The 22828-nt window shown below is 45.3% G+C and carries 12 protein-coding genes; 5 read left to right on the forward strand and 7 right to left on the reverse strand.

Going from position 1 to position 22828, the window contains the following annotated elements:
* From sov to DDR33_RS08790, 6 genes are all read right to left on the reverse strand, one after another.
* On the reverse strand, nt 1-7011 hold a 7011-nt coding region (gene sov / locus DDR33_RS08765), incomplete at its 3' end, for a T9SS outer membrane translocon Sov/SprA (protein ID WP_109415542.1).
* A 20-nt stretch (nt 7012-7031) separates the two neighbouring features.
* Complete coding sequence (gene ruvA, locus DDR33_RS08770; protein WP_109415397.1) at nt 7032-7622, reverse strand: Holliday junction branch migration protein RuvA; 591 nt, start codon at nt 7620-7622, stop codon at nt 7032-7034.
* Nucleotides 7623-7647: 25 nt separating this feature from the next.
* Nucleotides 7648-9966, reverse strand: a complete 2319-nt coding sequence (locus tag DDR33_RS08775; protein ID WP_109415398.1) for an NADP-dependent malic enzyme — start codon at nt 9964-9966, stop codon at nt 7648-7650.
* A 218-nt stretch (nt 9967-10184) separates the two neighbouring features.
* Complete coding sequence (locus DDR33_RS08780) at nt 10185-10769, reverse strand: porin family protein (RefSeq protein WP_109415399.1); 585 nt, start codon at nt 10767-10769, stop codon at nt 10185-10187.
* A gap of 66 nt (nt 10770-10835) precedes the next feature.
* On the reverse strand, nt 10836-12221 hold the full coding sequence (locus tag DDR33_RS08785) for a LutB/LldF family L-lactate oxidation iron-sulfur protein (protein ID WP_109415400.1): 1386 nt from the start codon (nt 12219-12221) through the stop codon (nt 10836-10838).
* Between the two features lie 43 nt (nt 12222-12264).
* On the reverse strand, nt 12265-14028 hold the full coding sequence (locus DDR33_RS08790) for a M61 family metallopeptidase (protein WP_317047430.1): 1764 nt from the start codon (nt 14026-14028) through the stop codon (nt 12265-12267).
* 242 nt (nt 14029-14270) lie between these two features.
* Here DDR33_RS08790 and DDR33_RS08795 point away from each other — a divergent pair, with 242 nt between their 5' ends.
* The 5 genes from DDR33_RS08795 (at nt 14271) to DDR33_RS08815 (ending at nt 21266) form a co-directional block, all read left to right on the forward strand.
* Nucleotides 14271-15344, forward strand: coding sequence for an efflux RND transporter periplasmic adaptor subunit (locus tag DDR33_RS08795; protein WP_109415402.1), 1074 nt, complete (start codon nt 14271-14273; stop codon nt 15342-15344).
* 9 nt (nt 15345-15353) lie between these two features.
* Nucleotides 15354-18470, forward strand: a complete 3117-nt coding sequence (locus tag DDR33_RS08800; RefSeq protein WP_109415403.1) for an efflux RND transporter permease subunit — start codon at nt 15354-15356, stop codon at nt 18468-18470.
* Between the two features lie 33 nt (nt 18471-18503).
* Nucleotides 18504-19814, forward strand: coding sequence for a TolC family protein (locus tag DDR33_RS08805; RefSeq protein WP_109415404.1), 1311 nt, complete (start codon nt 18504-18506; stop codon nt 19812-19814).
* Nucleotides 19815-19953: 139 nt separating this feature from the next.
* A complete protein-coding gene (locus DDR33_RS08810) occupies nt 19954-20409 on the forward strand; it encodes a response regulator (protein WP_109415405.1) in 456 nt (151 codons plus the stop codon).
* 2 nt (nt 20410-20411) lie between these two features.
* On the forward strand, nt 20412-21266 hold the full coding sequence (locus DDR33_RS08815) for an N-acetylglucosamine kinase (RefSeq protein WP_109415406.1): 855 nt from the start codon (nt 20412-20414) through the stop codon (nt 21264-21266).
* Here DDR33_RS08815 and DDR33_RS08820 read toward each other — a convergent pair.
* Nucleotides 21263-22825 carry a hypothetical protein gene (locus DDR33_RS08820; RefSeq protein WP_109415407.1) on the reverse strand — a complete coding sequence of 521 codons (1563 nt, stop codon included), beginning with the start codon at nt 22823-22825 and terminating at the stop codon, nt 21263-21265. The two genes, DDR33_RS08815 and DDR33_RS08820, sit on opposite strands and share 4 nt — an antisense overlap.
* Nucleotides 22826-22828 lie beyond the last annotated feature (3 nt).

The raw sequence follows: 22828 nt of genomic DNA on the forward strand, positions 1-22828 counted from the left end.
CTGTATCATAAATCTCAGGTTAATCCCGAAATTACTGTACGATGTATTAAACGTCTGCGAAGTGTACGGCTTGGTGATATTTCCATCGTAGAACAAGCGCAGATTCAATCTTTGATTCAGGATATAGTCTACAGACGGACGAAGGGTGATGTTCTTAGCACCCGAAGACACTTCCGCTTCTTCAACGTCGGCCCTGGAGATGACGGTTTTACGATCGTCCATCGCTATGTCAAGCTTAAAGTTAATATCGTTGTTCAGCTTGCGTCCGCTGAAAAGACCGAATGGAAAACGGAACTGGTTGGTACGGTATCCCATTCCGAAAGTAATGCCATTCTCAGTTTGCTGAGCCATCTGGCTGTTAGCCAGGCTCATGTTCATCGCACGCGTTTTGCGGAATTCAAAGTTTGCAGTCACATTGTTCTTCAACCGGAAATCGATACCAATAAGAGGGACAAACTGCTCAAAAAGAGTCACCTGCGAAAACTGGTACTTCGGCAGGAAGTTCTGGTTAACATCCTTCACTGTAGGATATCCTCCCCTTTCCTCGTAACGGGCAAGCGTAGTAAATCCATTGATACTATACGTTGAACGATAAGTATGGCTTACATCAAATGAAGCAAAAAGATCTTTAAAGAAGTCATATTTTGCCAGCCCGTTGTAAGTAAGTCTCCAGTTTGGAATGGGGATCTTAGGGAAGCGGCGCAGGCTGATTGTATTCGCGTCACGACCTGTATAGGCAGCAAGAAAAGCACTTACCACTACATCCTGGGAATTCTTTCCATATCCTTCAGCATAGCCGTCAGTCGAACCGTTCGATTCGGGGTTAGCAGCACCAAGCCTCTCAGATATGATCTTCCTGTTTTCCTCAAACTTCCTGAAAAGATCAGACTTGCCATTTCCTCCATTTTTGAAAGCAGTACGAAGGGACAAGAAAGAAATACTGAAATCTCCGTTCGTAATAGGACTTTGCTCCTGGAACTGATTCTTTTCAGGAGAGAACCTGAAATTAGTAGAATAATTAAAATTCTGGCTCTTCACAGCAGTAAGTTCAATCCTCAGATTAGCCAATGGCTCAATTGTACCCCTGAGATTCAGGTCCTCTTTGCGTGTCGTAATATACAACTGATTCTGCAGCGTATCCCGGCTGATCCAGCCTCTCTGAATTGCTTTTGCGCGGATATCTCTCTGGCTTCCGAACACGAAACCAAGTCCGGGGGCATCAGCATCGAAGTCATAACCCAAAAGATTAGTCTTAGGGAGATAACCAGGCAGGTAAGTCCCTTCTGTACGGGTATATGCTCCTGATATATTTTTGATACTCGTCAGTGCATCTGTCAGAACAGAACCTCCGTCCTTACCTGCTCTGCGCAGGAACCCGATCCTGTTATACAAAGATGTAAAATTCAATGTAGGGTTCAACTGAACAGTGCGGGAGTTCTGTATCGTGTTTCCAAGATTGATTTCAGGATCCCTTAAAGTTGCCAGCGGCTCAGTTTTCCAATTGAAAGAAGTACCGTAACGGGCAATTAAACTGGTCCATCCCAATCCGGGAATCTTATTAACAGGCACCGTATAATTAACATTCAGATTATGACTGTAATCAGTAGTCCTGCCCAGCTTCTTCAGGTTCTCCCAGATCGTATCCCGGGCAATGCCGCTGACCTTTCCGGCAGGCTCATCAATCACCGAATAATTCGTTGCATTGAAATCAAGCTGAACGGATTTCGTCAGGTTCCAGCTGATCCCATACAAACGTGACATCTGGAAATTCTTGTTATAAGTAGTTCTCAGGAAATTATCCGGGCTATTGTTTTCTCTTAAAGTATTCTCAGAATACAGGCGGTCTACATCAATCCTGAAATTAAGCACCGACGGCATCAGGTTAAAGTTGAAGTCTTTCAACAGCGAAAGCATATTCGATTTGATGATCTTCGCAAACGGAGAATAGTATTTCGGCGTAGTATTAAAATTATAAGCAAGTCCGGCTCTGTAAGTCTTTTGCAGAGACAACTCGTTAATGAAATCCCGGTGATTATACTCTGTATAAGCGTATGTTGCACTGAAGTTCTCTATATCCCAGACATGATTCTTAGCATTCTGATCAGTCCTTATCTTCCTCACATTAGTAAAGTTGATACTCTTACGCTGGGTGTAGTCATCCACTATCCGGTGAATAGAGTCACGCTTTGCATCCGACAGGTTCGCCAGGGAGTTTTCCAGCTCAAGATCAGGAGAACGCGGATCAAACTGAGGAACACTACGCTGAGTAGAGAAATTAAAGAACATAGGGATCTTTATACCGCTGCGCTCTGAGAAGAACTTCCCTAATTCCACATTAGTAGCTACATCGAAGTAACGGTCATCCGTACGGTTACGCTCGCTCACTCTCTTATCAATAGATCCGAAGCCTACCGTACTCTTACTTCCGGAAACGGTTACATCTGCAAAATCAGCAAGTTTGGCATTCATCCTGGCCGTCGCAGCCCAGCCACCTCTTTCATCAAACTCAGTAAGACGAAGTTCATTAAACCACACCTGGGCGCTTTTATCTAAACCGTCATCCCCTGTCCGGGTACTGTTTCTGAGAGGGTTACGCACTCCCAGCATATAAACACGTACCTTGCTCAGATCCGGCTGTCCCATCACATAAATTGTATTTTCTCCGTCCTGGTAAGCGAATGGCTTATTTTCAGGCCAGTTCGATTCATTCCGCATAGCCTTAGCAGTCTGAAGCTTCTTAAGTTCAAGCTGAAGCTTATTTGCATCAGGCCAGATAGAATACGGATCCGAAGTGCCCGGAGTAGTAACTTTCAGCGGAATAACATACTCATAATAATTCTGGCTGTTATCTGTACCCAGCCTAACCACAGCTGCAACGTCATTATCACTTAACTGCTCACCTTCAGCATGGATAAACATTTCCAGCTTTTTATAGGATCTGAAGTCATTATAGCTCGTTTTGAAAGCCGCCCTGGTATAACCATCTCTCAGATTCGAAACGTTCAGCGAAAGAGATTGCTCGTTCATGCGTGTCTCCCCGTTATAAGTACTTAAATCTCTTTCTCTTTCAATGCCCGGAGGAACAACGTAAGGGATTGGCGTCCTTTTACCGTTCTCTTCAATATTCACCGTGCTGACATCAAGCGTAGAGTTATCAGGAGCATTAGTACCAGCAGCAGGATCAACGATCACTTCCGCTGATGTATTTGAGGCATTATACCGGCGCCATTCGCCGCGTACCAGCTGCATCCGGCCCATACGCAGAACTGAGGTATCAGCAAAGTTCGTCATGAACATCCGCACAAAGCGGATAGATTTAAAGTCCTGGATATTTCCCACTTTCCCGTTGAACTGGGAAATAGGGATCCTGAACTGGTACCATGAAACTGCCTGGCTGCTGCCATTAGCAAGCCTTACAGTCGAAGTAACCTTATCAGTAATAAAGTTCTGTCCAACCATCATATCCTGAGGGCGGATGGAAACTTTATATTCATAGAATTCATCCGTCAGAGACATATTGTTGTCCCTGTTCACATCCTCACCGTCAGGTAAAGACGTCGCAGCAGAATTCTCAATACCGGTTTCTGCAAGTGATTGCGCAGACGTTTTTGAATTTCCTTCAGTCCCGTTATACCGCTCATAGCGCTTCAGGATACCAGGGTTACTATTTTCGAGACTTCCACCCCTGAAGTACCGGTAATCGTCAGATGACGGGTCATTATTCAGTTCTTCAGCCGCCTGGGGCGTTAATTGTCCTTTTACCTGATTCACAAATCCGGCAAACTTCTGGCGCTCATCCGCATTTGTCAATCCATCAAGACCTGCATCCTGGAATTGTCGTGCAGACGGATTATTATCAAAAGCCTGGATCACCGGTTGTAACTTAGGCACGCGGCCCCAAACCGTTTCGTCCGTGCTGGCAGGATTACCGTCAGCCGGCAGCCCGTTTTCCAAAGACTTACGTCCATCCTTTAATATATCCTCAGAAATATTTCCCAGGTTAAAATACAGGTCACCACCCGGAGAGTTCGGCTTATAAATAAACGGATCCATCACCCAGAACTCAATAAACTCAATATTTAAAGCTTCAAAATCAGTGGTCTCCAGTTTCCTGAATATCCCGCCCCAGCGCTTTCTTGGGTTATTGAGAGTTCCATCCGGGTTTACTCCGGTAGTTGTATAGTTATAAGGGCCTCTTACATTCGGATAATATGCCAGGTCGAGAGTTGGCAATGTTAATGCCTGTCCTGTTGGCGATTGCTTCAATGGGAAAACCTCTGTTTCAAGCACTTCACGCACATAGTGGTTAGATTGCTCGCTCTTGTTGCTCCGGATATTTGAAGGCGCCTGTGTGTTGCTTCTGGGGAAGAATATAGGATCAATATTATAGAATGCAAGACGCGCTCTGTTATATCCATATTCAAGATTATCTGTAAGATCAGATTCCGGGAACAATTTGTTAACAGTATTTGGTGTTCCCGACAACTGCCATCCGATTGCGCTCTTCAGGTCGATCACCGATCTGCTTCCTTCAAAGTCGTCAAGATAGCTCACACCGTTTTTGCTCCCGGCAAAGTTCAGTGAACGCGGATGCCCTGGTATGAGGTTCGCAAATTCTCCGGAGAAAGTAATAGAAGAAGGCTCTTTGGTATCGATAAAAGGAAGCTTGTCAACCATCCTTGTCAGCCAGCGGGAATCAGAGCTGTAATTCGCATCAAGGCCCCACATAGTATTCGAGATAGGCTCTTCTCCAATATTTACCTTAGCAGTAAGCGGCTTCTCGGTCAGGTTCATAATAGTACCTCCAAGGTTCAGCTTGTTGTTCACCCGGTAGTCAAAGTGTGTTCCAAATAATGACCGTTGCTGCAAACCAAACAGCTCACTGTTTTCCAGTTTAATTCGGATCGGCTGCCCTGAACTAAGAAGCGCCTGGTTAAGTATCCGTACCCGGCCGATATTATAATCTACTGTAAAGTCAGTACCCTCCACCAGCGGCAAAGTTCCAGCTGTAACCTGCACAGAACCGGGAGGAATATTAATCGCATTCAGCTGAAATTCAGAACCGACTTCCGATTGATAAGTACCTCTGATTACATACCTGTTAAGGTTCGAATACAGTTGCTGCGCATCAGCCTTCGTGAGATCATACAATTGCTGAAAAACATATTTATCTTTCAGGTTTGTCTCTCCCGGCGCAAACTGCGAAGCCAGGTCAGAACCGAAAGGTTCCAGTAAAGGGAACGTCACACGACCGTTAAGCGGATCGATCGTAACCCCCTCGATAAAATCGAAATAGCCATCCGGAGTCTTTTCACTGTTCTGATTCAGATTATCCAGATTGGTAAGCTGAAGCCATCTTTTACCAGTAGTGTTCACCCCTTCTGCAATAGTCGGTGTTTCCACTCCGCTCTTCTCGTCGAGGCGGTATATATTAAGCTTGAAATCATTCCTGCCAACCTGGTATGCTCCGAGAGAATAAATATTTTTCATCATCAGATCCCATGTCGGAAGGTTTGTCTTCAGCATTTCATTTTTCAAAAGCTTTACAAAAAGCATCTTCGGGTTAGCCGGATCAACAGGGATATCTGTCGAAAACTCCCCTACCTGGTATTCTACGCCATTGTAGTTATACCGGTAAGCAACCGCAAGCACTTCATCCGCATTAAGGGCAAAGTTGAGGGAGATATATCCAAGTCTCGGATTTATCGTAAACTCACGGTCAGTAAGTTTCCTTGCATAAGTAAGCTTCGAATAGTTATCGGTAGCGCCATTACCCTGGAAATACTGGTTGATGGCATTGGAATTCGTCAAACGGATACTTCCCGAATAAGCCAGCAAGTTCTGAAGCAAGTTGTTCGACTGCTGAGGAAATGCAGGATCTCCGCTCGGGCCTGCTGCCGGAAGAGCAGAGCCTGAAGCCAGGGATTGTCTTGGATCATAAGGAGAAGACTCTCCCAAATCCATCAGCGCAAGTACATCCCTTGAATCAACCGTGCTGTTATTTCTGTTTGTAACCCAAACTTCAATTTGAGTAATATTGATATTTGAACGTATAATAGGAAGACTCTTAAGAGCTTCGTTATAATGATTGCGGAAATATTGCGACAGGAAGAAATGCTTATTAGCCTCATAATTGTCGGCACTAAGCCTGAATTCGTTTTGCTGAGAGCCATTCGTGATTGTAATTTCCTTCTGCTGCGATTTTTGCTGAGAGAATATACTGGTCACATTCAGTTTGCCAAACTGCAATTGGGTTTTAACCCCGAATAAAGCCTGGCTTCCGCTTATCAGTGTCGAGTTCAACGGAAGGCTTACATTTCCCGCCTCAATAGATTGGATAATATCATCGGGCTTGCCTTTATAATCCAGCTTCATCTGGTTTTCAAAATCAAACTGCGCTTCTGTATTATAATTGGTTCCGATCCTGAAGTTCTTACCAATCTGACCGGTAACATTCATCTGAATGCGCTGATCGAAATCGAAGTTAGTCTGTTTGCGCTGCCTTTCATTGAACAGAGGATTTTCATTCTTATTGATCCTCCCTGCAAGCGTCAGGTCAGCAGAACCCTGCGGGCGTATATCAATGGTTGAACCACCAAAAATACGTTCAAAAGCCTTACTGTTTACCTGGATAGAAGGGATAACCCCATTTTGACGCATCCTTGTAGTCGTAGTATCCGAAAGCTGCCTCCAGTACTGTCTTTTCATCTGCTCGGCTTCATACCGCTCATACTCTTCAATCGTGAGATACTGAGCCGGCCGGTATAAAAACTCACCAATCTTTTCGCGAATGATGTACCGCCGTGTTGCCGGATCAAATTCCACAGTCTTTTGAATATTAGACGGCTTCTGCAAATAGATACCTTTCGGATCTAAGTCAGTCGACTTTGTGTCTTTCAACGGATATGGCAGCCGTAGACTGTCTGCCTTATTCTGTGCAAAACTCTTACTCCCAAATAAGAGAGCCACCAGGCTGCATGCACAAACCAGTTTGATAGTAGATATTTTCACTCCCTCTGAACGAATTTAATTCATAAATTTTTCAAAGCGGACTTTATCAACTGCTCGACAGATAAATTACCTTTTTCTTGTTGTTTTTGAGATACGTTATCTATTGCTTTCTCCGCCAAATTCCTGGCAAATCCCAGCATTACAAGAGCTGATACAGCCTCTTCTTTAGCAGTGTTATACTGGGGAAGGTCGTTCAAGGTTACAATTCCTTCTTTTTTTAATTTGTCCTGGAGTTCGAGGATAAGTCTTTGGGCGGTTTTAGGGCCAATTCCCTTGATTTTTTTTATCAGGGCAAGGTCGCCTTTTACAATGGCTGTTTGAATTTCTTCCGGTGAACCCGACGAGAGGATCATCCTTCCGGTTCCGGGCCCGATGCCAGAAATAGAAATGAGATGAAGGAATAAACTTCTTTCTCCTTCATCTGCAAATCCATATAATGTATGAGCATCTTCCTTAACATGCAGCCAGGTATATAGCTTACAACGTTCAGAATCCTGTAACTTTGAATAGGTGCTCAGCGAGATATTAATATGATACCCCACCCCACCTGCATCTATGATTACATAGGCCGGACATTTAAAAGCCAATTTACCGTCAATATAAGCGTACATCCCGGAAGATATTAATAAGGTGTTTCTATTTCATCACAAGCCCGAAGATACCTTTTTTTTCTGAATTACTTTCAGCTTCTTCCTGCTTTGTCTGAACATCAACCACCGCGATGGTGACCATATTCACTATCTCCCTTACCGAGCTCCCTATCTGTACAACATGAACAGGCTTATTCAGTCCAAGCAAAATAGGTCCCACCGCCTCTGCCTCTCCTAATTCCTGGAGAAGCTTGTAAGCAATGTTACCAGATTCAAGGTTGGGAAAAACAAGTGTATTAGCAGGAGTCCCGCTTAACTTGCTGAAAGGAAAATTATCTTTTAACAAGCATTTACTGATGGCAAAATTGGCCTGCATTTCTCCATCCACCATGATATGCGGATATTGTTCATGCAGTATACGAACTGCTTCCCTTGTCTTTTCAGGAACTTCACCATTGGTTGATCCGAAATTGGAATAGGAAAGAATGGCAATCCGTGGATTGATATTAAACTTTCTGACAGAGTGGTCTATAAGCGTCGTAATACTGACCAGTTCATCTACAGTCGGGTTTTTATTGACAGTAGTATCTCCAAAGAAAACCGGGCCTTTTTTGGTCAGCATCATATACATCCCGGCAACACGGTCGACATCGGGTTCCGTACCAATAACCTGCAAAGCGGGGCGCACAGTTGTTCCGTAATCCTTTGTCAGCCCCGAAACAAGTGCATCTACCATGCCGAACTGAACCATGCAGGCACCGAAATAATTACGGTCACGCATCAATTTCCGCGCTATTGCAAGTGTGACACCCTTACGCTGCCTTTTCTCATAAAGGAAACTGGCATATTTTTCCTGCAATTCTGTTTCTTCCTCCGGATCCAGGATTTCCACGCCATTCAGCTCCAGGGAATATTCCTCTATGATATCCCTGATCTTTTTCTTGTTCCCTAAAAGAACCGGAATAGCAATTCCTTCATCCTTTACGATCTGCACAGCCTTCAATATCTTATGATGATCTGCTTCTGCAAATACAACCCGCTTTGGATTCGCCTTCGCCTGATTGCTCAGGGTGCGCAACAACGCATCCTCTCCACCCAGCCTGCGTCCCAGCTCTTCTGCATAGGCATCCCAGTCTGTAATTGCCGCCCGCGCAACTCCCGATTCCATTGCTGCCCTTGCCACCGCCGCCGAAACTGAAGTGATCAGTCTGGGATCCATTGGTTTTGGAATGATATAATCCTTGCCAAACCGCAGGTTCTGAAGATTATAGGCCAGCATCACTGATTCCGGCACCGGTTTCTTCGCCATATCCGCAATAGCTTTCACGGCGGCAACCTTCATTTCTTCATTAATGGTCGTCGCCCTTACATCCATCGCTCCCCTGAATATGTAAGGGAATCCCAGTACGTTATTCACCTGGTTAGGATAATCGGAGCGCCCGGTTGCCATAATGATATCCTTGCGTGTCGCAACCGCAAGCTCATAAGCAATCTCAGGATTGGGATTGGCCATAGCAAAAACAATAGGGTTCTTTGCCATTGTCTTCAGGGCTTCTGGTGAAAGTGTGTCAGCAGCAGACAGCCCGATAAAAACATCAGCATCATTCATAGCTTCTTCAAGCGTATGGACATCCCTGTCTGTAGCAAACTCCGCCTTGAGGGGATCAAGTTTGGCCCTGTCCTTACGGATCACTCCTGACCTGTCGATCATGACAATGTTCTCCTTACGGGCACCAAGACTGACATATAAGCGTGAACAGGAAATAGCAGCCGCTCCGGCACCATTTACCACGATTTTTACCTTTTCAAGCTTTTTCTTCTGAAGCTCGCAGGCATTCAGCAAAGCAGCAGCCGAAATGATCGCTGTACCATGCTGATCATCATGCATCACAGGAATATTCATTTCTTCCTTCAGGCGGCGCTCAATTTCAAAGCATTCAGGAGCTTTAATATCTTCCAGGTTAACCCCTCCGAATGTAGGCTCAAGGGCTTTCACTATAGTTACAAATTCGTCGACATTTTTTGTATTCAGCTCCAGGTCGAACACATCTATATCAGCAAAGATTTTGAAAAGCAGTCCCTTTCCTTCCATTACCGGCTTTCCGGCTTCCGGGCCTATATCGCCCAGCCCTAAAACCGCCGTACCGTTACTTATTACCGCAACCAGGTTTCCCTTTGCTGTATACTTATAAACATCTTCCTTATTTTCAGCTATTTTCAGGCAAGGCTCTGCTACGCCCGGCGAATACGCTAATGTAAGATCTCTCTGCGAATTGGTAGGTTTAGTGGGTAATACCTGGATCTTACCCGGACGCCCCTGGGAATGGTAATCCAGCGCGTCCTTCTTTCGATTTAACTTATCCATTATAAAATCTAAATTGGGAAGAAACAAAGCTACAACTATCGAAGAAAAGAGCAAATAAAGTTAGGGTTTGTAAAAATTTTATGATTAGTAGTAGAGAACTGTCAGCGAGTACAGAGATTAATGAACCATTATCCTGAGTTTATTTCAAAGGAATCAACAGACGTCAGGTTTATCAATGGAGATGGTAGAAACAAGTACCATCTCCTGAAATGCATTATTTAAAAGAGAAATCCAACAGATATTGTGAAGACTTTATTCTTTACAGAATAGCCATCCGGACTATCTTTAACAACATTAGCCAGCCCCAGGCCATAACCAACATTAAAAGTCAGGCCATTATTGATTTCCAATCCTCCCAGGAAATTTAAACCGAAATCAGCGGATTTAAAACTGTCTTCTTCGGTCTCAGCCTCTTCACCGTCAAGAGAGTATTTTTCCGAAAGCTTAATACCTGCGTAAGGTCCTGCACCTATAAAAAACTTGCCTAATGTTGAAACCGGAAACTTTGCCACTGCATTAACAGGAATATCCAGGTACATTAAGTTGATTTTGGCCTCATCCTCCTTAGCTCCTTTACCAGAAAGACCTAGTCCTGGTTGAATAGAAAGAGCAGGACTGACTGGAAAATCGGCGTACCCCTGAAAATGAAAAGAAGTAAGAGATGACGGTGAAACACTCTCACCATCACCGGAGAAAGAAAGATTTGCAAAATTAACACCAGCTTTTAAGCCAAATTTAGTTTCCTGCGAGAAAGCGGAACCAGTTGCAACCAGCAACAGAAGTCCAAGTAAGGTCTTTTTCATTTAGTTTATTTTCCGCCAAAGATAGAAACTTCTCTTAAAAGAAAAACTTAAGTTATGGATCTAAGCCTACTTTTCCGGTCTCCGCCCTTCCTTCCACTGTTTGCTAAACGACTTTGGAGCAACCTCCGGCAGTTCCCGGTATTTCCCCCAGCTTTTCCTGAAAAAGGTCCTCAGGAAAAAGTTCTTCAACCCTCCTCCGACCATATCCATACGGCTCCGCTTCAGCATCGTACTTTTCCAGCCCTTCCAGCCCAGCTTTTCAGCTTTAGAGTTCAGGCCTTCGGTCACTGCTTCTTTACGGTTCAGCAAAAGCATTTTGTGGATATCAATCTTTACCGGACAAACCTCAGAACATTTGCCGCAAAGACTAGACGCATAACTAAGGTGCTTAAACTCTTCCATTCCCTGGAAATGAGGGCTTATTACCGAGCCTATCGGCCCGCTGTAGGTCGTCTGATAAGTATGCCCTCCAACGTTCTTGTAAATAGGACACGCATTTAAGCAAGCCCCGCAACGGATACAATACAAACCTTGCCTTTGATCGCGGTGGGCAAGAAGATTGGTCCGGCCGTTATCCAGCAGGATCACATACATTTCCTCCGGGCCGTCTGTCTCGCCTTCCTGGCGCGGGCCACTCATAATGGTATTATAAACAGTCAGGTTCTGACCTGTGCCGTGCGTAGCCAGCAAAGGAAGAAAAAGATCCAGATCAGCGATCGAAGGGATCAGTTTTTCTATTCCCGCAATTGCAATATGTATCTTAGGGAAAGTAGTAGAAAGCCGCGCATTCCCCTCATTTTCCGTCACAGAAATACTCCCCGTGTCAGCAATAAGAAAATTTGCACCCGTAATGCCCACATCTGCCGTAGTATACTTCTCCCTCAGCAACTCACGGGCTTTGAGCGTAAGCTGTTCAGGGGTAGCATCAGGCGGAGTGGCAAACTTTTCATGGAAGAGCTTTGCAATATCCTCCTTGCTCAGGTGCATTGCAGGAGTGACAATATGATAAGGCTTTTGCCCAAGCAACTGCACAATATACTCGCCCAGATCACTTTCAACCGACTCAATCTGGTGCTCCGCAAGAAATTCATTCAGATGAATTTCCTCCGTAGTCATTGATTTAGATTTAATGACGGTCTTCGCGTGAGCTTTACGAAGGATCTTCAGGATTTCATCCGTAGCCTCCTCCGCATCATTCGCCCAGATCACCTTTCCACCCCGTTTTTGAAAATTAGCTTCAAACTCCGGCAACAATTTGTCAAGGTTCTCCATTACCTTCCACTTGATCACATGCGCTTTTCGTTTAGAAGCATCCAGGTTCGCCAGCTTCGATAAACCTCTTTCCACAGCAGTATGATACCTGCCCATGTTAAAGTTTATTACCCGCCGGTGATCAAGATCAAACGCCTTCTCTTCCGATGCCTTCTGAAAATCCTCCGCAAATTTTGCCATAGTGCAATTTACAAAAATAGATTGATGAGCTCTTTCCCGATTTTTAAATATTAAGCCACTTCTTTCTAATCAATATCTGTTCGGCTGTCGCATTCTTATCCGCCTCAATGCGGAACTTACCGGTACTGTCAGCAACCAAAGCAAGTTCAATGCTTTTTATGATACCATCGCGTGATACAAGTACAGTGATCTTGTCTCCGGTTTTCTTCAGGGATATCACTTTGTCGTACTCGGCAACCGACGACACCCTGTATCCGTCAACAGCGATGATTTCATCGTTCACATTAAGGCCGCTGTTCCAGCCTGCGCCACCCCTGTATACTGTACTGATCAATAGCTTGCCGTCTTTCACAGCAGCAACGATTCCGGCAGAAGGATTGTTTTTACTTTCATTTTCATTAATGAGGTTCAATCCCGCATGTCCAAGATGTACATTGTAATTCAGGGGAGCAGTGCCATTCACATAATCCCGGTAAAAGTTGTCCAGCGACAGCCCGGAGATCTTCTCGGCCATTGCCTTAAACTCTTCCGATGTATATCCGCGCTTCTGCTTTTTATAATATTCATCATACATCGCCTTCATCACGTCATCCAGTCCTTTTGCTCCTTTTGTAGCATTCAGAATCTCAAGGTCGAGGATCGCACCAAGCAAAGCACCTTTATTATAATAGGAGATGACCGAGTTCTTTGAATTTTCATTCGGACGGTAATATTTTATCCAGGCGTCAAAGCTCGACTCACTTACCGGCTGAATCCTGCTGCCAGGCTGATTCTGCACGATCGAAATATCATCGCACAACACCTCCAGGTATTTTTCAGGCGAGTAGAAACTTGAACGGCGCAGCATCAGATTATCATAATAAGCGGTAAAACCTTCAGCTACCCACAGATCACGGGTATAATTCTCATTGCTGTAATCAAACGGACCGAGGGCCTGGGGCCTGAGCCTTTTCACATTCCAGAGATGAAAATACTCGTGTGCAACAAGACCAAGGAAGCCTTTATATCCTTTATCCGTATCATAGCTTAGCCTGGAAGCTCCTAAAACAGTCGAATTAAGGTGTTCGAGACCTCCTCCACCCGTCTGATAATTATGAACAATAAAGACATAATGCTTATTCGGATTCTCTTTAAAGATAGCCGTTTCCTCTTCAACTATCCGAGCCATATCAGCCTGAAGACGGGTTTTATTGTAATTCCCTCCTCCATACATAGCCACTTCATGTTTTACTCCCGCCGCCTCAAACTCAAATATATCCTGGTTACCCACTTCTATCGGCGAATCATACAGAACATCAAAATCAGAAGCCAGATACGTATTCAGCTTTCCTTTTACCGGTTCCAGGCCGGTAGAGATCTTTTTCCAGTTCTTATGCGGAACAATGCTTACAATAGCCGGCTGCCTGATCAATCCATCCACATACATAAAAATCCCCGTAGGCGAAAGAAATGCATGAGATTCATCTATAAAACTGGTCCTTACAGAAACTTCGAAAGCATATACCTTGTAGTTGATCACCACCTGGTCCTTTTTTCCTGTTACAATGCGCCAGGTATTCTTATTGATCTTTTCAGCAGGCAGGGAAGCATTATCACCACTTTTAGCAGAAAAACCTTCCACATTTTTAGAAAACTCTCTTACCAGGTAAGATCCCGGAGCCCAAACAGGCATCTTTACATCCAAGAATTCCTTCCTGTTTCCCGATACTTTCATTTCCACATCAGCATAATGCGCCTGAGGCTCGGAAAAAGACACCTTGAAAGAAATTTCAGACTGCGCACTTGCCTCATTAAGAGAAGACATCATACAAATTAATATAATAAAGAGATATTTATTCATAGTCGCGCCAAAAGTAACGGAAATAAAGCGGAAAGGAGAAAACCTGAAGTAAAAAGGACGTGAAAGTAAAATAGTTGATACACCCCGCTGATGTATACTGACATGAGTATTTTTGTTGTTCTAAAACATATATACACCATATAGTCTTGATAATAAAACGACGACCACTTTGATTTTATAGAAAGACTGGCCACACCTTGAATAAGAAAATGAAAACAAAACATGTTGTTTATGCTATACTGATTATCGGTTTAGCGTCTCTTATCGTTTATCGGATCATGACCAATAAAGGCTCGGAAAAGACCGGAGGCGGAGGCGCTCAGGCGGGGGGAAAGGACAGGCCGGTACCAGTCAGTGGTGTAGTCATTCAACCTGGCAAATTCAATAACACTCTTACAGTAACCGGTTCCATCGATGCCAACGAGCAGGTACAGGTCAGAAGCGAAGTACAGGGCATCGTCAGGAACATCTCCTTTAAAGAAGGAACCAACGTCTCAAAAGGGCAGCTGCTTTTTAAAATAGACGATTCTGAACTCCGGGCACAGCTGACGCAGGCCTTAACAAGGGAAAACCTGGCAGCAGAAACAGAGCACCGGGCGAAGCTTCTTCTTGAAAAGGAGGCCATCAGCAGGGAAGAATATGATGTAGCTCTTGCCGATTACCGGTCGCTTAAAGCCCAAACGCAATTGATCAGGGCACAGCTTGCCAAAACACAAGTAAGGGCACCATTTAGCGGCAAGATTGGCTTGCGGTCGGTATCCGAAGGCGAGTACCTGACCCCGACAACGATTGTCACTTCTCTCGTCAGCATCAATCCCGTGAAAATTACGTTCTCCGTTCCCGAAAAATATTCCGGGATGGTGAGGAACAATACCAAACTGTCTTTCACTGTATCTGGTTCTGATAAAAAATATACAGCTACCGTTTATGCCATCGAACCTCTTGTAGAAGCCAGCACGCGTACCCTCCAGCTAAGAGCCAGGGCGGCGAATCCGGATGGAGCATTAATTCCGGGCTCCTTCGCCAGCATCAGCCTTCCGCTGGCCACCATTGAAAATGCGATACTGGTACCAACAGAAGCGGTAGTTCCGGTACAAAATGGTAAAAAGGTATATATCACCGAAAACGGCAAAGCAAAAGAAGTGATGATTGAAACTTCGGCACGGACGGAGAAAGACGTCCTGGTTACAGAGGGATTAAAAGAAGGCGATACCGTCCTGACAACCGGATTGATGACAATTAAAGAAGGAAGCCCCGTAAGAGTAAAGACGGGAAGGAAGTAGAGGAGAATTATGAGTTTATCAACCACCAGCATAAAGCGCCCCGTATTTACGATCGTACTCAATCTGATGCTGATCTTATTTGGAGTGATCGGATATACCTTCCTGGGTATCCGGGAATACCCTTCGATAGATCCGGCAATCATTTCTGTCAGAACCAATTACGCAGGCGCCAACCCGGATATCATTGAATCACAGATCACGGAACCACTGGAGAAATCGATCAACTCCATTGACGGGATCAGGAATATATCCTCCCAGAGCAACCAGGGCTCCAGCAATATCACGATCGAGTTCAACCTCGACAAGAACCTGGAAGAAGCCGCAAATGACGTCAGAGATAAAGTGTCCCAGGCCACCCGCAGCCTTCCGCAGGATATCGACGCACCACCCGTTGTGGCAAAAGCCGATGCCGACTCCGACCCGATCATTACCATGACGGTGCAAAGCAGCAAAAGAGATCAGATGGCACTAAGCGACTATGCTGAAAACGTCATCTCGCAGCGCATCCAGACAATACCCGGAGTCAGCAGCGTGCAGATATGGGGACAAAAAAAATACGCCATGCGCCTGTGGATCGACCCTGTAAAACTGGCATCTTATGGCTTAACCGTATCAGATGTCAGAACCGCGCTTAACCAGGAAAACGTAGAATTACCATCAGGAAAGGTAACCGGAGAAAACACCGAATTAAGTGTCAGAACATTGGGCAACCTTTCCAACGACGAACAGTTCAACAATCTCATTATCAAAACACAGGGCGATAAGATCATTCGTTTTAAAGACATCGGCAATGCCAGCCTCGGCCCCGAAAACCTGGAAACGGAAATGACTCAGTCAGGCGAACCGATGGTCGGACTGGCTGTTATTCCACAGCCGGGGACCAACTATCTCGAAATCGCTTCAGCATTTCAGAATCGTTTTGAACAATTAAAAAAAGAGCTTCCCGATGATTTAAAGCTCGATATCGCGATTGATAATACCCTGTTCATCAAACAATCGGTCACCGAAGTGGCCGAGACCATTCTAATAGCGCTGATCCTGGTAATTCTCATTATATACCTGTTCTTCCGCGACTGGGGCATCGCTTTCCGGCCACTCATTGATATCCCGGTATCCCTCATCGCCACCTTCTTCATCATGTATGCCATGGGGTTCTCCATCAATGTGCTGACGCTCCTGGCCATCGTTCTGGCGACAGGTCTGGTAGTAGACGACGGAATTGTAGTGACCGAAAATATCTTCAAAAAAGTTGAAGAGGGAATGTCCCCCATCGAAGCAGCCATCAAAGGAGCCAATGAAATATTTATCCCGGTTATATCCATTTCTATTACGCTCGCCGCGGTATTTCTTCCGGTAATATTCCTGGAAGGCTTCGTCGGGCGCCTGTTCCGGGAATTCGGTGTTGTGATAGGTGCGGCCGTACTAATTTCAGCCTTCGTTTCACTCACCCTGACGCCGATGCTGAACGCCTATCTGATGAAGGGAGGCACACACAAGAAATCGCGTTTCTATGAGCTGACAGAACCATACTTTGAACGGCTTAACAAGGGGTATGCAGGATCGCTTAACCGATTTATGAAAAAAAGATGGCTCAGCTTCCCGATATTGCTGGGATGCCTGGTGCTCATTGGCCTTTTCTACAAGATCCTTCAGAAAGAAACAGCCCCTTACGATGACAGAAGTTACCTCAGGACTGTGGTGAATGCACCGGAAGGCGCATCCTTCGACTATATGTCGAGATATATGAACGAACTAACCCAACTGGTGAATGATTCAGTCCCCGAGAAACGGGTAAACCTGGTGATGACCTCACCAGGCTTTGGCTCCGCTTCCATCAATTCCGGACGTATGCTGATCAAGTTAGTTCCTCCGGATGAAAGAGAACGCACACAGAAAGAAATCGGCCAGAAACTGACACAGATGACCCGGAAATATACGGAAGGGAAAATCATGGTAACGGAACAGCCGACCATTTCAGTGAACAGGCGCGGCGGGCTGCCGGTACAATTTATCATCCAGGCTCCGAACTTCGAGAAGCTCAGGGAAAAAATACCGGTATTTATGGACGAGGTATCAAAAGATCCGATCTTTACCGTAAACGATGTCAACCTCAAGTTTAACCGGCCCGAGATCAACATCTCCATCGACCGCGACAAAGCCAAAAGTCTGGGAGTATCCGTTATTGATATCGCCCAAACCCTTCAGTTATCGCTAAGCGGTCAGCGGTTTGCTTACTTCATGATGAACGGGAGGCAATACCAGGTGATCGGCCAGTTCGACAAAGCCGACAGGGACGACCCGCTCGACCTCACTTCTATTTTTGTGAGAAGCAATACCGGGCAGCTGATCCAGATGGATAATCTGGTCACCATGAAAGAAGAAAGCAGTCCTCCGCAGCTCTATCATAACAACCGGTACTTGTCGGCCACCGTATCCGCGGGACTGGCCCCCGGCAAAAGTATTGGCGACGGAATCGAGGCCATGGAAAGAATTTCGGCAGAAGTGCTCGACGACAGCTTTTCCACCGATTTGAGCGGAGAATCACGCGACTTTGTCGAAAGCGGCTCGAATACCCTGTTTGCATTCGGCCTTGCTCTGCTCCTGATATACCTCATATTAGCTGCCCAGTTCGAAAGTTTCATGGATCCTCTCATCATCATACTGACCGTTCCAATGGCAGTTGCAGGCGCCATGCTTTCTCTCTGGCTCTGCGGCCAAACCTGGAATATCTTCAGCCAGATCGGGACCATCATGCTCATCGGACTGGTAACCAAAAACGGAATATTGATAGTAGAATTCGCAAATAAGCTGCGGGAACAAGGTAAACCCAAAATGCAGGCAATAGTAGAAGCTGCAGAAGCACGGTTAAGACCCATCCTGATGACGAGTCTTGCCATCGCATTAGGAGCACTACCTATTGCCATGGCACTCGGCGCTGCCGCACAGAGCCGTATGGGGATGGGGATCGTGATTGTCGGCGGGACTATATTTTCACTGATCCTGACACTGTTTATTATCCCGGCCATCTACTCGATGTGGTCGAGAGACCGGAAATCGGCAGAAGAGCAGGAAAGAATAGACGCCATCAGCCGCGAAGAAGAAGTATCACCCGTCACATATCATTAATGATGTCACCCGTTTTCTTATATCCCGTATCTCATGACTAAAATATCATATCTCATCATATTCCCCCTCCTCCTGTTTTCCGGCCTGAAGCTCAGGGCACAGCAGGTATTAACACTGGAGGAGGCCGTACGCATTGCCCTCCAAAACAATTACAACATACGGCTTTCAAAAAACACAGCCGAAATAAGCGCTAACAACGTAAACATTGCCGCGGCAGGCATGCTCCCCTCCGTTTCCGGCAACCTCAACAACACTTCCTCCATCCAGAATACCCGTCAGACCCAGGCCGACGGATCTGTAAGAGAGGTCGACAGGGCGAATAACTGGAATACCACCTACGGAGTAGGCCTCAACTGGACGATTTTCGACGGGTTTGCCATGTTTGCCAACTACGATGAATTAAAAGAGCTCCGCAAGCTGGACGATACCAACATGCGCGCCACCATCCAGAACACCGTTTCCGACGTCGTAAACAACTATTACAACCTGATCCGGCTCCAGCAGCAGCTGGAAGCTACCGACAGTGCGGTTGCAATCTCCCGGCTTCGTCTCACAACAGCGCAAAACCGTTACCAGATAGGAAAAGCAGCAAAGCTCGAAGTCCTCACTGCCACGGTAGACTTAAACACCGATACCACCAATCTATTGAGACAAAGAGATGCAGTGAGATCAGCAAAAGTAGTGTTGAATGAACTATTAGCACGCGACGTCAGCACAAACTTTGTTGTCGGCGACAGCATCCCCGTAGATACAAAACTACAATATGAGTCCTTGCTTGACCTATCTTCGCGGCAGAACCCGTCCATCCAGGCAGCATTCATCAACGAACGCATTGCAAGGCTCAACTTAAAGCAGGTGAAGGCAGCCCGCTACCCGGTAATTGGAGTAAGTTCCGGATACAACTTCACCCGGTCACACTCAGAATTAGGATTCGCCAGAGACGCCAGGGGCCAGGGCTTTTCTTATGGATTGACCGCATCTGTCAATATTTTTAATGGTTTCCTGCAAAAACGAAACGAAAAAAACGCGGAAATCAGGATTGACAACGCCCACCTCAGCTTTGAACAACTCAAACAGAATATTAACGCCCAGCTTTTAACCGCGTTTCAAACCTATCAGACAAATATGGAACTGGTTAAACTGGAAGAACGAAATGTAGGCGTGGCAAGACAGAACATGGACATTACGCTGGCCAAATTCCGTCTCGGGAGCGTAACACCGGTAGAATTCCGCGAAGCACAAAGAAATTACATTGATGCAAATGTACGGTATACAGATGCGCAGTACCAGGCGAAAACCGCTGAAATAGCGCTGAAAGAGCTGGCCGGAAACCTTGACCTGTAACACAGCTTCCCTGCCCCGAAATAAACATAAGTAAAAGAGGCACAGATATTGTATATTTGGGATGGGGTAATAAGAGGGTAGCAGCGAAGCTGTACCGTGCTGATAAGGTTTCATCAAACCAGAGAAATAAATTCATTTTTTGAAACATTATTCTTTTGCGTTCCGTACAAAAGACCAGGCGCTCTTAGGCTCTGTGCTAAACAAGATGAAAGATTTTAAATATAGCTCAGTATTATTGATAGATGACAGTTATATAGATAACTTGATCAACCGAAAGATTATTGAGGCCAGCAATTTCGCAGAAAAGATCACAGTCATAGAGTCTCCCTTCAGGGCAATAGACTTTCTTACCGAGTCTGCCGGAACAGAGGACGCGCCTGACATTATCTTTCTTGATATCAGAATGCCGGGAATGAACGGTTTTGAACTCGTGGAACAACTGAACGAAATAAAGCAGAAGTTTTATTCAGATTTAAAAATTTATATGCTATCTTCGTCACTTGACCCTAATGACCTAAAGCAAGTAGAGGACAATGACCTGGTAACCAATTTCATAGGCAAACCTCTTACTACAAAGGTACTGGAAGAGATTTAAAGATGATATTAGTTGCAGACAGCGGATCTTCTAAAACAGACTGGATTATAAATTTTGACAATGCCGAGCAGGTAGAATTCACCACAAAAGGCATTAATCCCTTCTTCATCAACGACCGCGAAATAGCCAGAATATTTTCAACCGACCCTGAAATAAAAAAATACGCAGACAAAGCAAAAGAAGTGTATTTCTTTGGAGAAGGATGCTCCAATCCCGATAAACGCGAAATGGTATCCAACGGCCTTTCCCAGGTTTTTAAAAATGCATTCATTAACGTTGAAAACGATGCGGTAGGATCCGCTTATGCCACCTGCGGTAATGGAGAAGGCTTTACCTGCATCCTCGGAACAGGTTCAAATATTGCGTTTTTTGATGGCCAGGAAGTACACTACAGCAAACACGGACTGGGTTTCATACTAGGCGACGAAGGCTCAGGCTCCTGGTACGGCAAAAAGCTGATCATCAGCTTCCTTCAGCGCAAAATGCCGCCCTCACTCAGAAAAGACTTTAAAGCAAGCTATTACATCGACAGGGAAGTCGTCATAAAGAATGTCTATCAGCGTCCCCTGCCCAATATCTGGCTGGCCTCCTTTACCCCCTTCCTGAGCAGGCATCGCTCGGTCTCTTTTACAGAAACACTGATTGAAGATGGAATGGAAAGCTTCGTCAGGTCGCATATCATGCCTTATGCCGACTACCGCCGTTATCCCTGTCATTTCGTGGGATCCATCGCATGGCACTTTAGGGACGTACTCGAAAAGGTCTGCAAAAAACACCATATAAAGGTTGGGAAAATTCTCTCCCATCCCATTAAAGAACTATCCGACTATATCCTGAAAGAACGCGTAGAAGCTTAAAAATCTTTGTAGAGATTTCTGAATGAAGCCCTCAATCCTATCGTAACAAAGCCATCCCGGTTAGTGAACTGATCATTCTTCTCCTGCCGATAAGTATATGCCGCCTCTATCCTCAAATTATTCTTAGGGTTCAGAACATACGCAAGCGACGAATTAGCATAGAAAAAATCCGTCTTGAGGCCATGCCCTATCTTCACCCCATAATCATCAATACGGCTGGTATAATCCAGGAAAATGTTTTTCCCGTAATTAAGTCCGTCCTGATCAAGCCCATAGTTAGCAAGTGTCCCCTGGAGCTGCAGTTGCCAGCGTTTAAAACTATAATTTACAATAGCCAGCGACTCCCTGAAATTCGCACCAAAAGGGTGAGCCAGCGGCTCATTATAATGCCCGTAATTCTTAATCCGCTTACTGGCAGAATAAGTATAAGGCCTGACCGAATTATGCTCCACAGTAACATTTAAATCCGGGATCTTAAACAAGTTAAAAGCACGTATCCCCAGCTGTCCCCCGAACTTATTCGCCCAATACCCGTTGCCGCCAAATACTTCCTTCAGTGTGAACTCATTCACGCTGACCTGCGCATATGCCAGTACCTGGTCGCTCAGTTTATAACTCCCGTTCAAACCCACCAGGAGTTTATCCGGCGAACCATTATTATACTGAGCAGAATGCAGGAACAAAATAGGCACAGCATAGCTCCATTCACCGCCTCTCGGCTCCCACATCACGTTCTCAAACAATCCCAGGTTCAGCCGCTTATTCACCTTCCAGTCGAGGTAATGAAATACTCCATACTTTTTGGGAAAAGGAGTTTCATCATCATAAATTGTTTCATACAGATCCTGGAACTGTGCCCACATCACCGAATACTGAACTTTCCCTAATGACGCTGTCACTTTAAAATAAGGGTAGTTAAAAGCAAAGTCCGACAACAGCAACGACCTGTATCCATTTCCGATAAAGTTCTTGCCATATCCAAGCTGGAAGTTCAGATATTTTGAAGGCGTATAAGACAAGTTAGCCGACGAGTTAGAAAAATCGAAACCACCGTCACCGTAGGCCTTCGCCGCATTACCCTGACCCGGAATAACCCTGTTCCTTCTTATGTATTCATCATAATACAAGGCATACTTCCCCTGGTTCTCAGTCACAGATGCACTAAAACTGAATTGTTTCCCAACATGCCCCTCTATACCAATCTCCCTCGTATTATTCCAGATTGTTCTGTCAGTCTGTTTACCAATCCACATATCCGGGAAGAAATCGAAGTTCACCTCATAATCATCCGACTTCCATTCAATAAGATGTTCCTGGAACAACTTCCTGTAAAGCCAGTTCCGCGATTGCCACTCCTTTTCAGGAAGCACCCGCTGACGCAGGGAATCTCTCGTCTCTTTATCCAGCACTAAAGGCTGGATGGCAGTATGTTCAAGCCCCTCCTCAATCCGGTATAAGCGGGATGACGGGTTTATATTCGATACAGGTAAAAGAGAAGACTGGGAAAAAGCAGCAAAACCGCTAAAAACCAGGACAAAATAAATGAGGAATATTTTCATTAA

This window comes from Pararcticibacter amylolyticus, assembly GCF_003130405.1.
GTDB lineage: Bacteria > Bacteroidota > Bacteroidia > Sphingobacteriales > Sphingobacteriaceae > Arcticibacter > Arcticibacter amylolyticus.

Excerpts from the sequence above, each read along its gene's own strand:
- ruvA (WP_109415397.1), bottom strand. The coding sequence starts at position 7,622 with ATGTACGCTTATATTGACGGTAAATTGGCTTTTAAATGTCCGGCCTAT.
- DDR33_RS08775 (WP_109415398.1), bottom strand. The coding sequence starts at position 9,966 with ATGGATAAGTTAAATCGAAAGAAGGACGCGCTGGATTACCATTCCCAG.
- DDR33_RS08780 (WP_109415399.1), bottom strand. The coding sequence starts at position 10,769 with ATGAAAAAGACCTTACTTGGACTTCTGTTGCTGGTTGCAACTGGTTCC.
- DDR33_RS08785 (WP_109415400.1), bottom strand. The coding sequence starts at position 12,221 with ATGGCAAAATTTGCGGAGGATTTTCAGAAGGCATCGGAAGAGAAGGCG.
- DDR33_RS08790 (WP_317047430.1), bottom strand. The coding sequence starts at position 14,028 with ATGATGTCTTCTCTTAATGAGGCAAGTGCGCAGTCTGAAATTTCTTTC.
- DDR33_RS08795 (WP_109415402.1), top strand. The coding sequence starts at position 14,271 with ATGAAAACAAAACATGTTGTTTATGCTATACTGATTATCGGTTTAGCG.
- DDR33_RS08800 (WP_109415403.1), top strand. The coding sequence starts at position 15,354 with ATGAGTTTATCAACCACCAGCATAAAGCGCCCCGTATTTACGATCGTA.
- DDR33_RS08805 (WP_109415404.1), top strand. The coding sequence starts at position 18,504 with ATGACTAAAATATCATATCTCATCATATTCCCCCTCCTCCTGTTTTCC.
- DDR33_RS08815 (WP_109415406.1), top strand. The coding sequence starts at position 20,412 with ATGATATTAGTTGCAGACAGCGGATCTTCTAAAACAGACTGGATTATA.
- DDR33_RS08820 (WP_109415407.1), bottom strand. The coding sequence starts at position 22,825 with ATGAAAATATTCCTCATTTATTTTGTCCTGGTTTTTAGCGGTTTTGCT.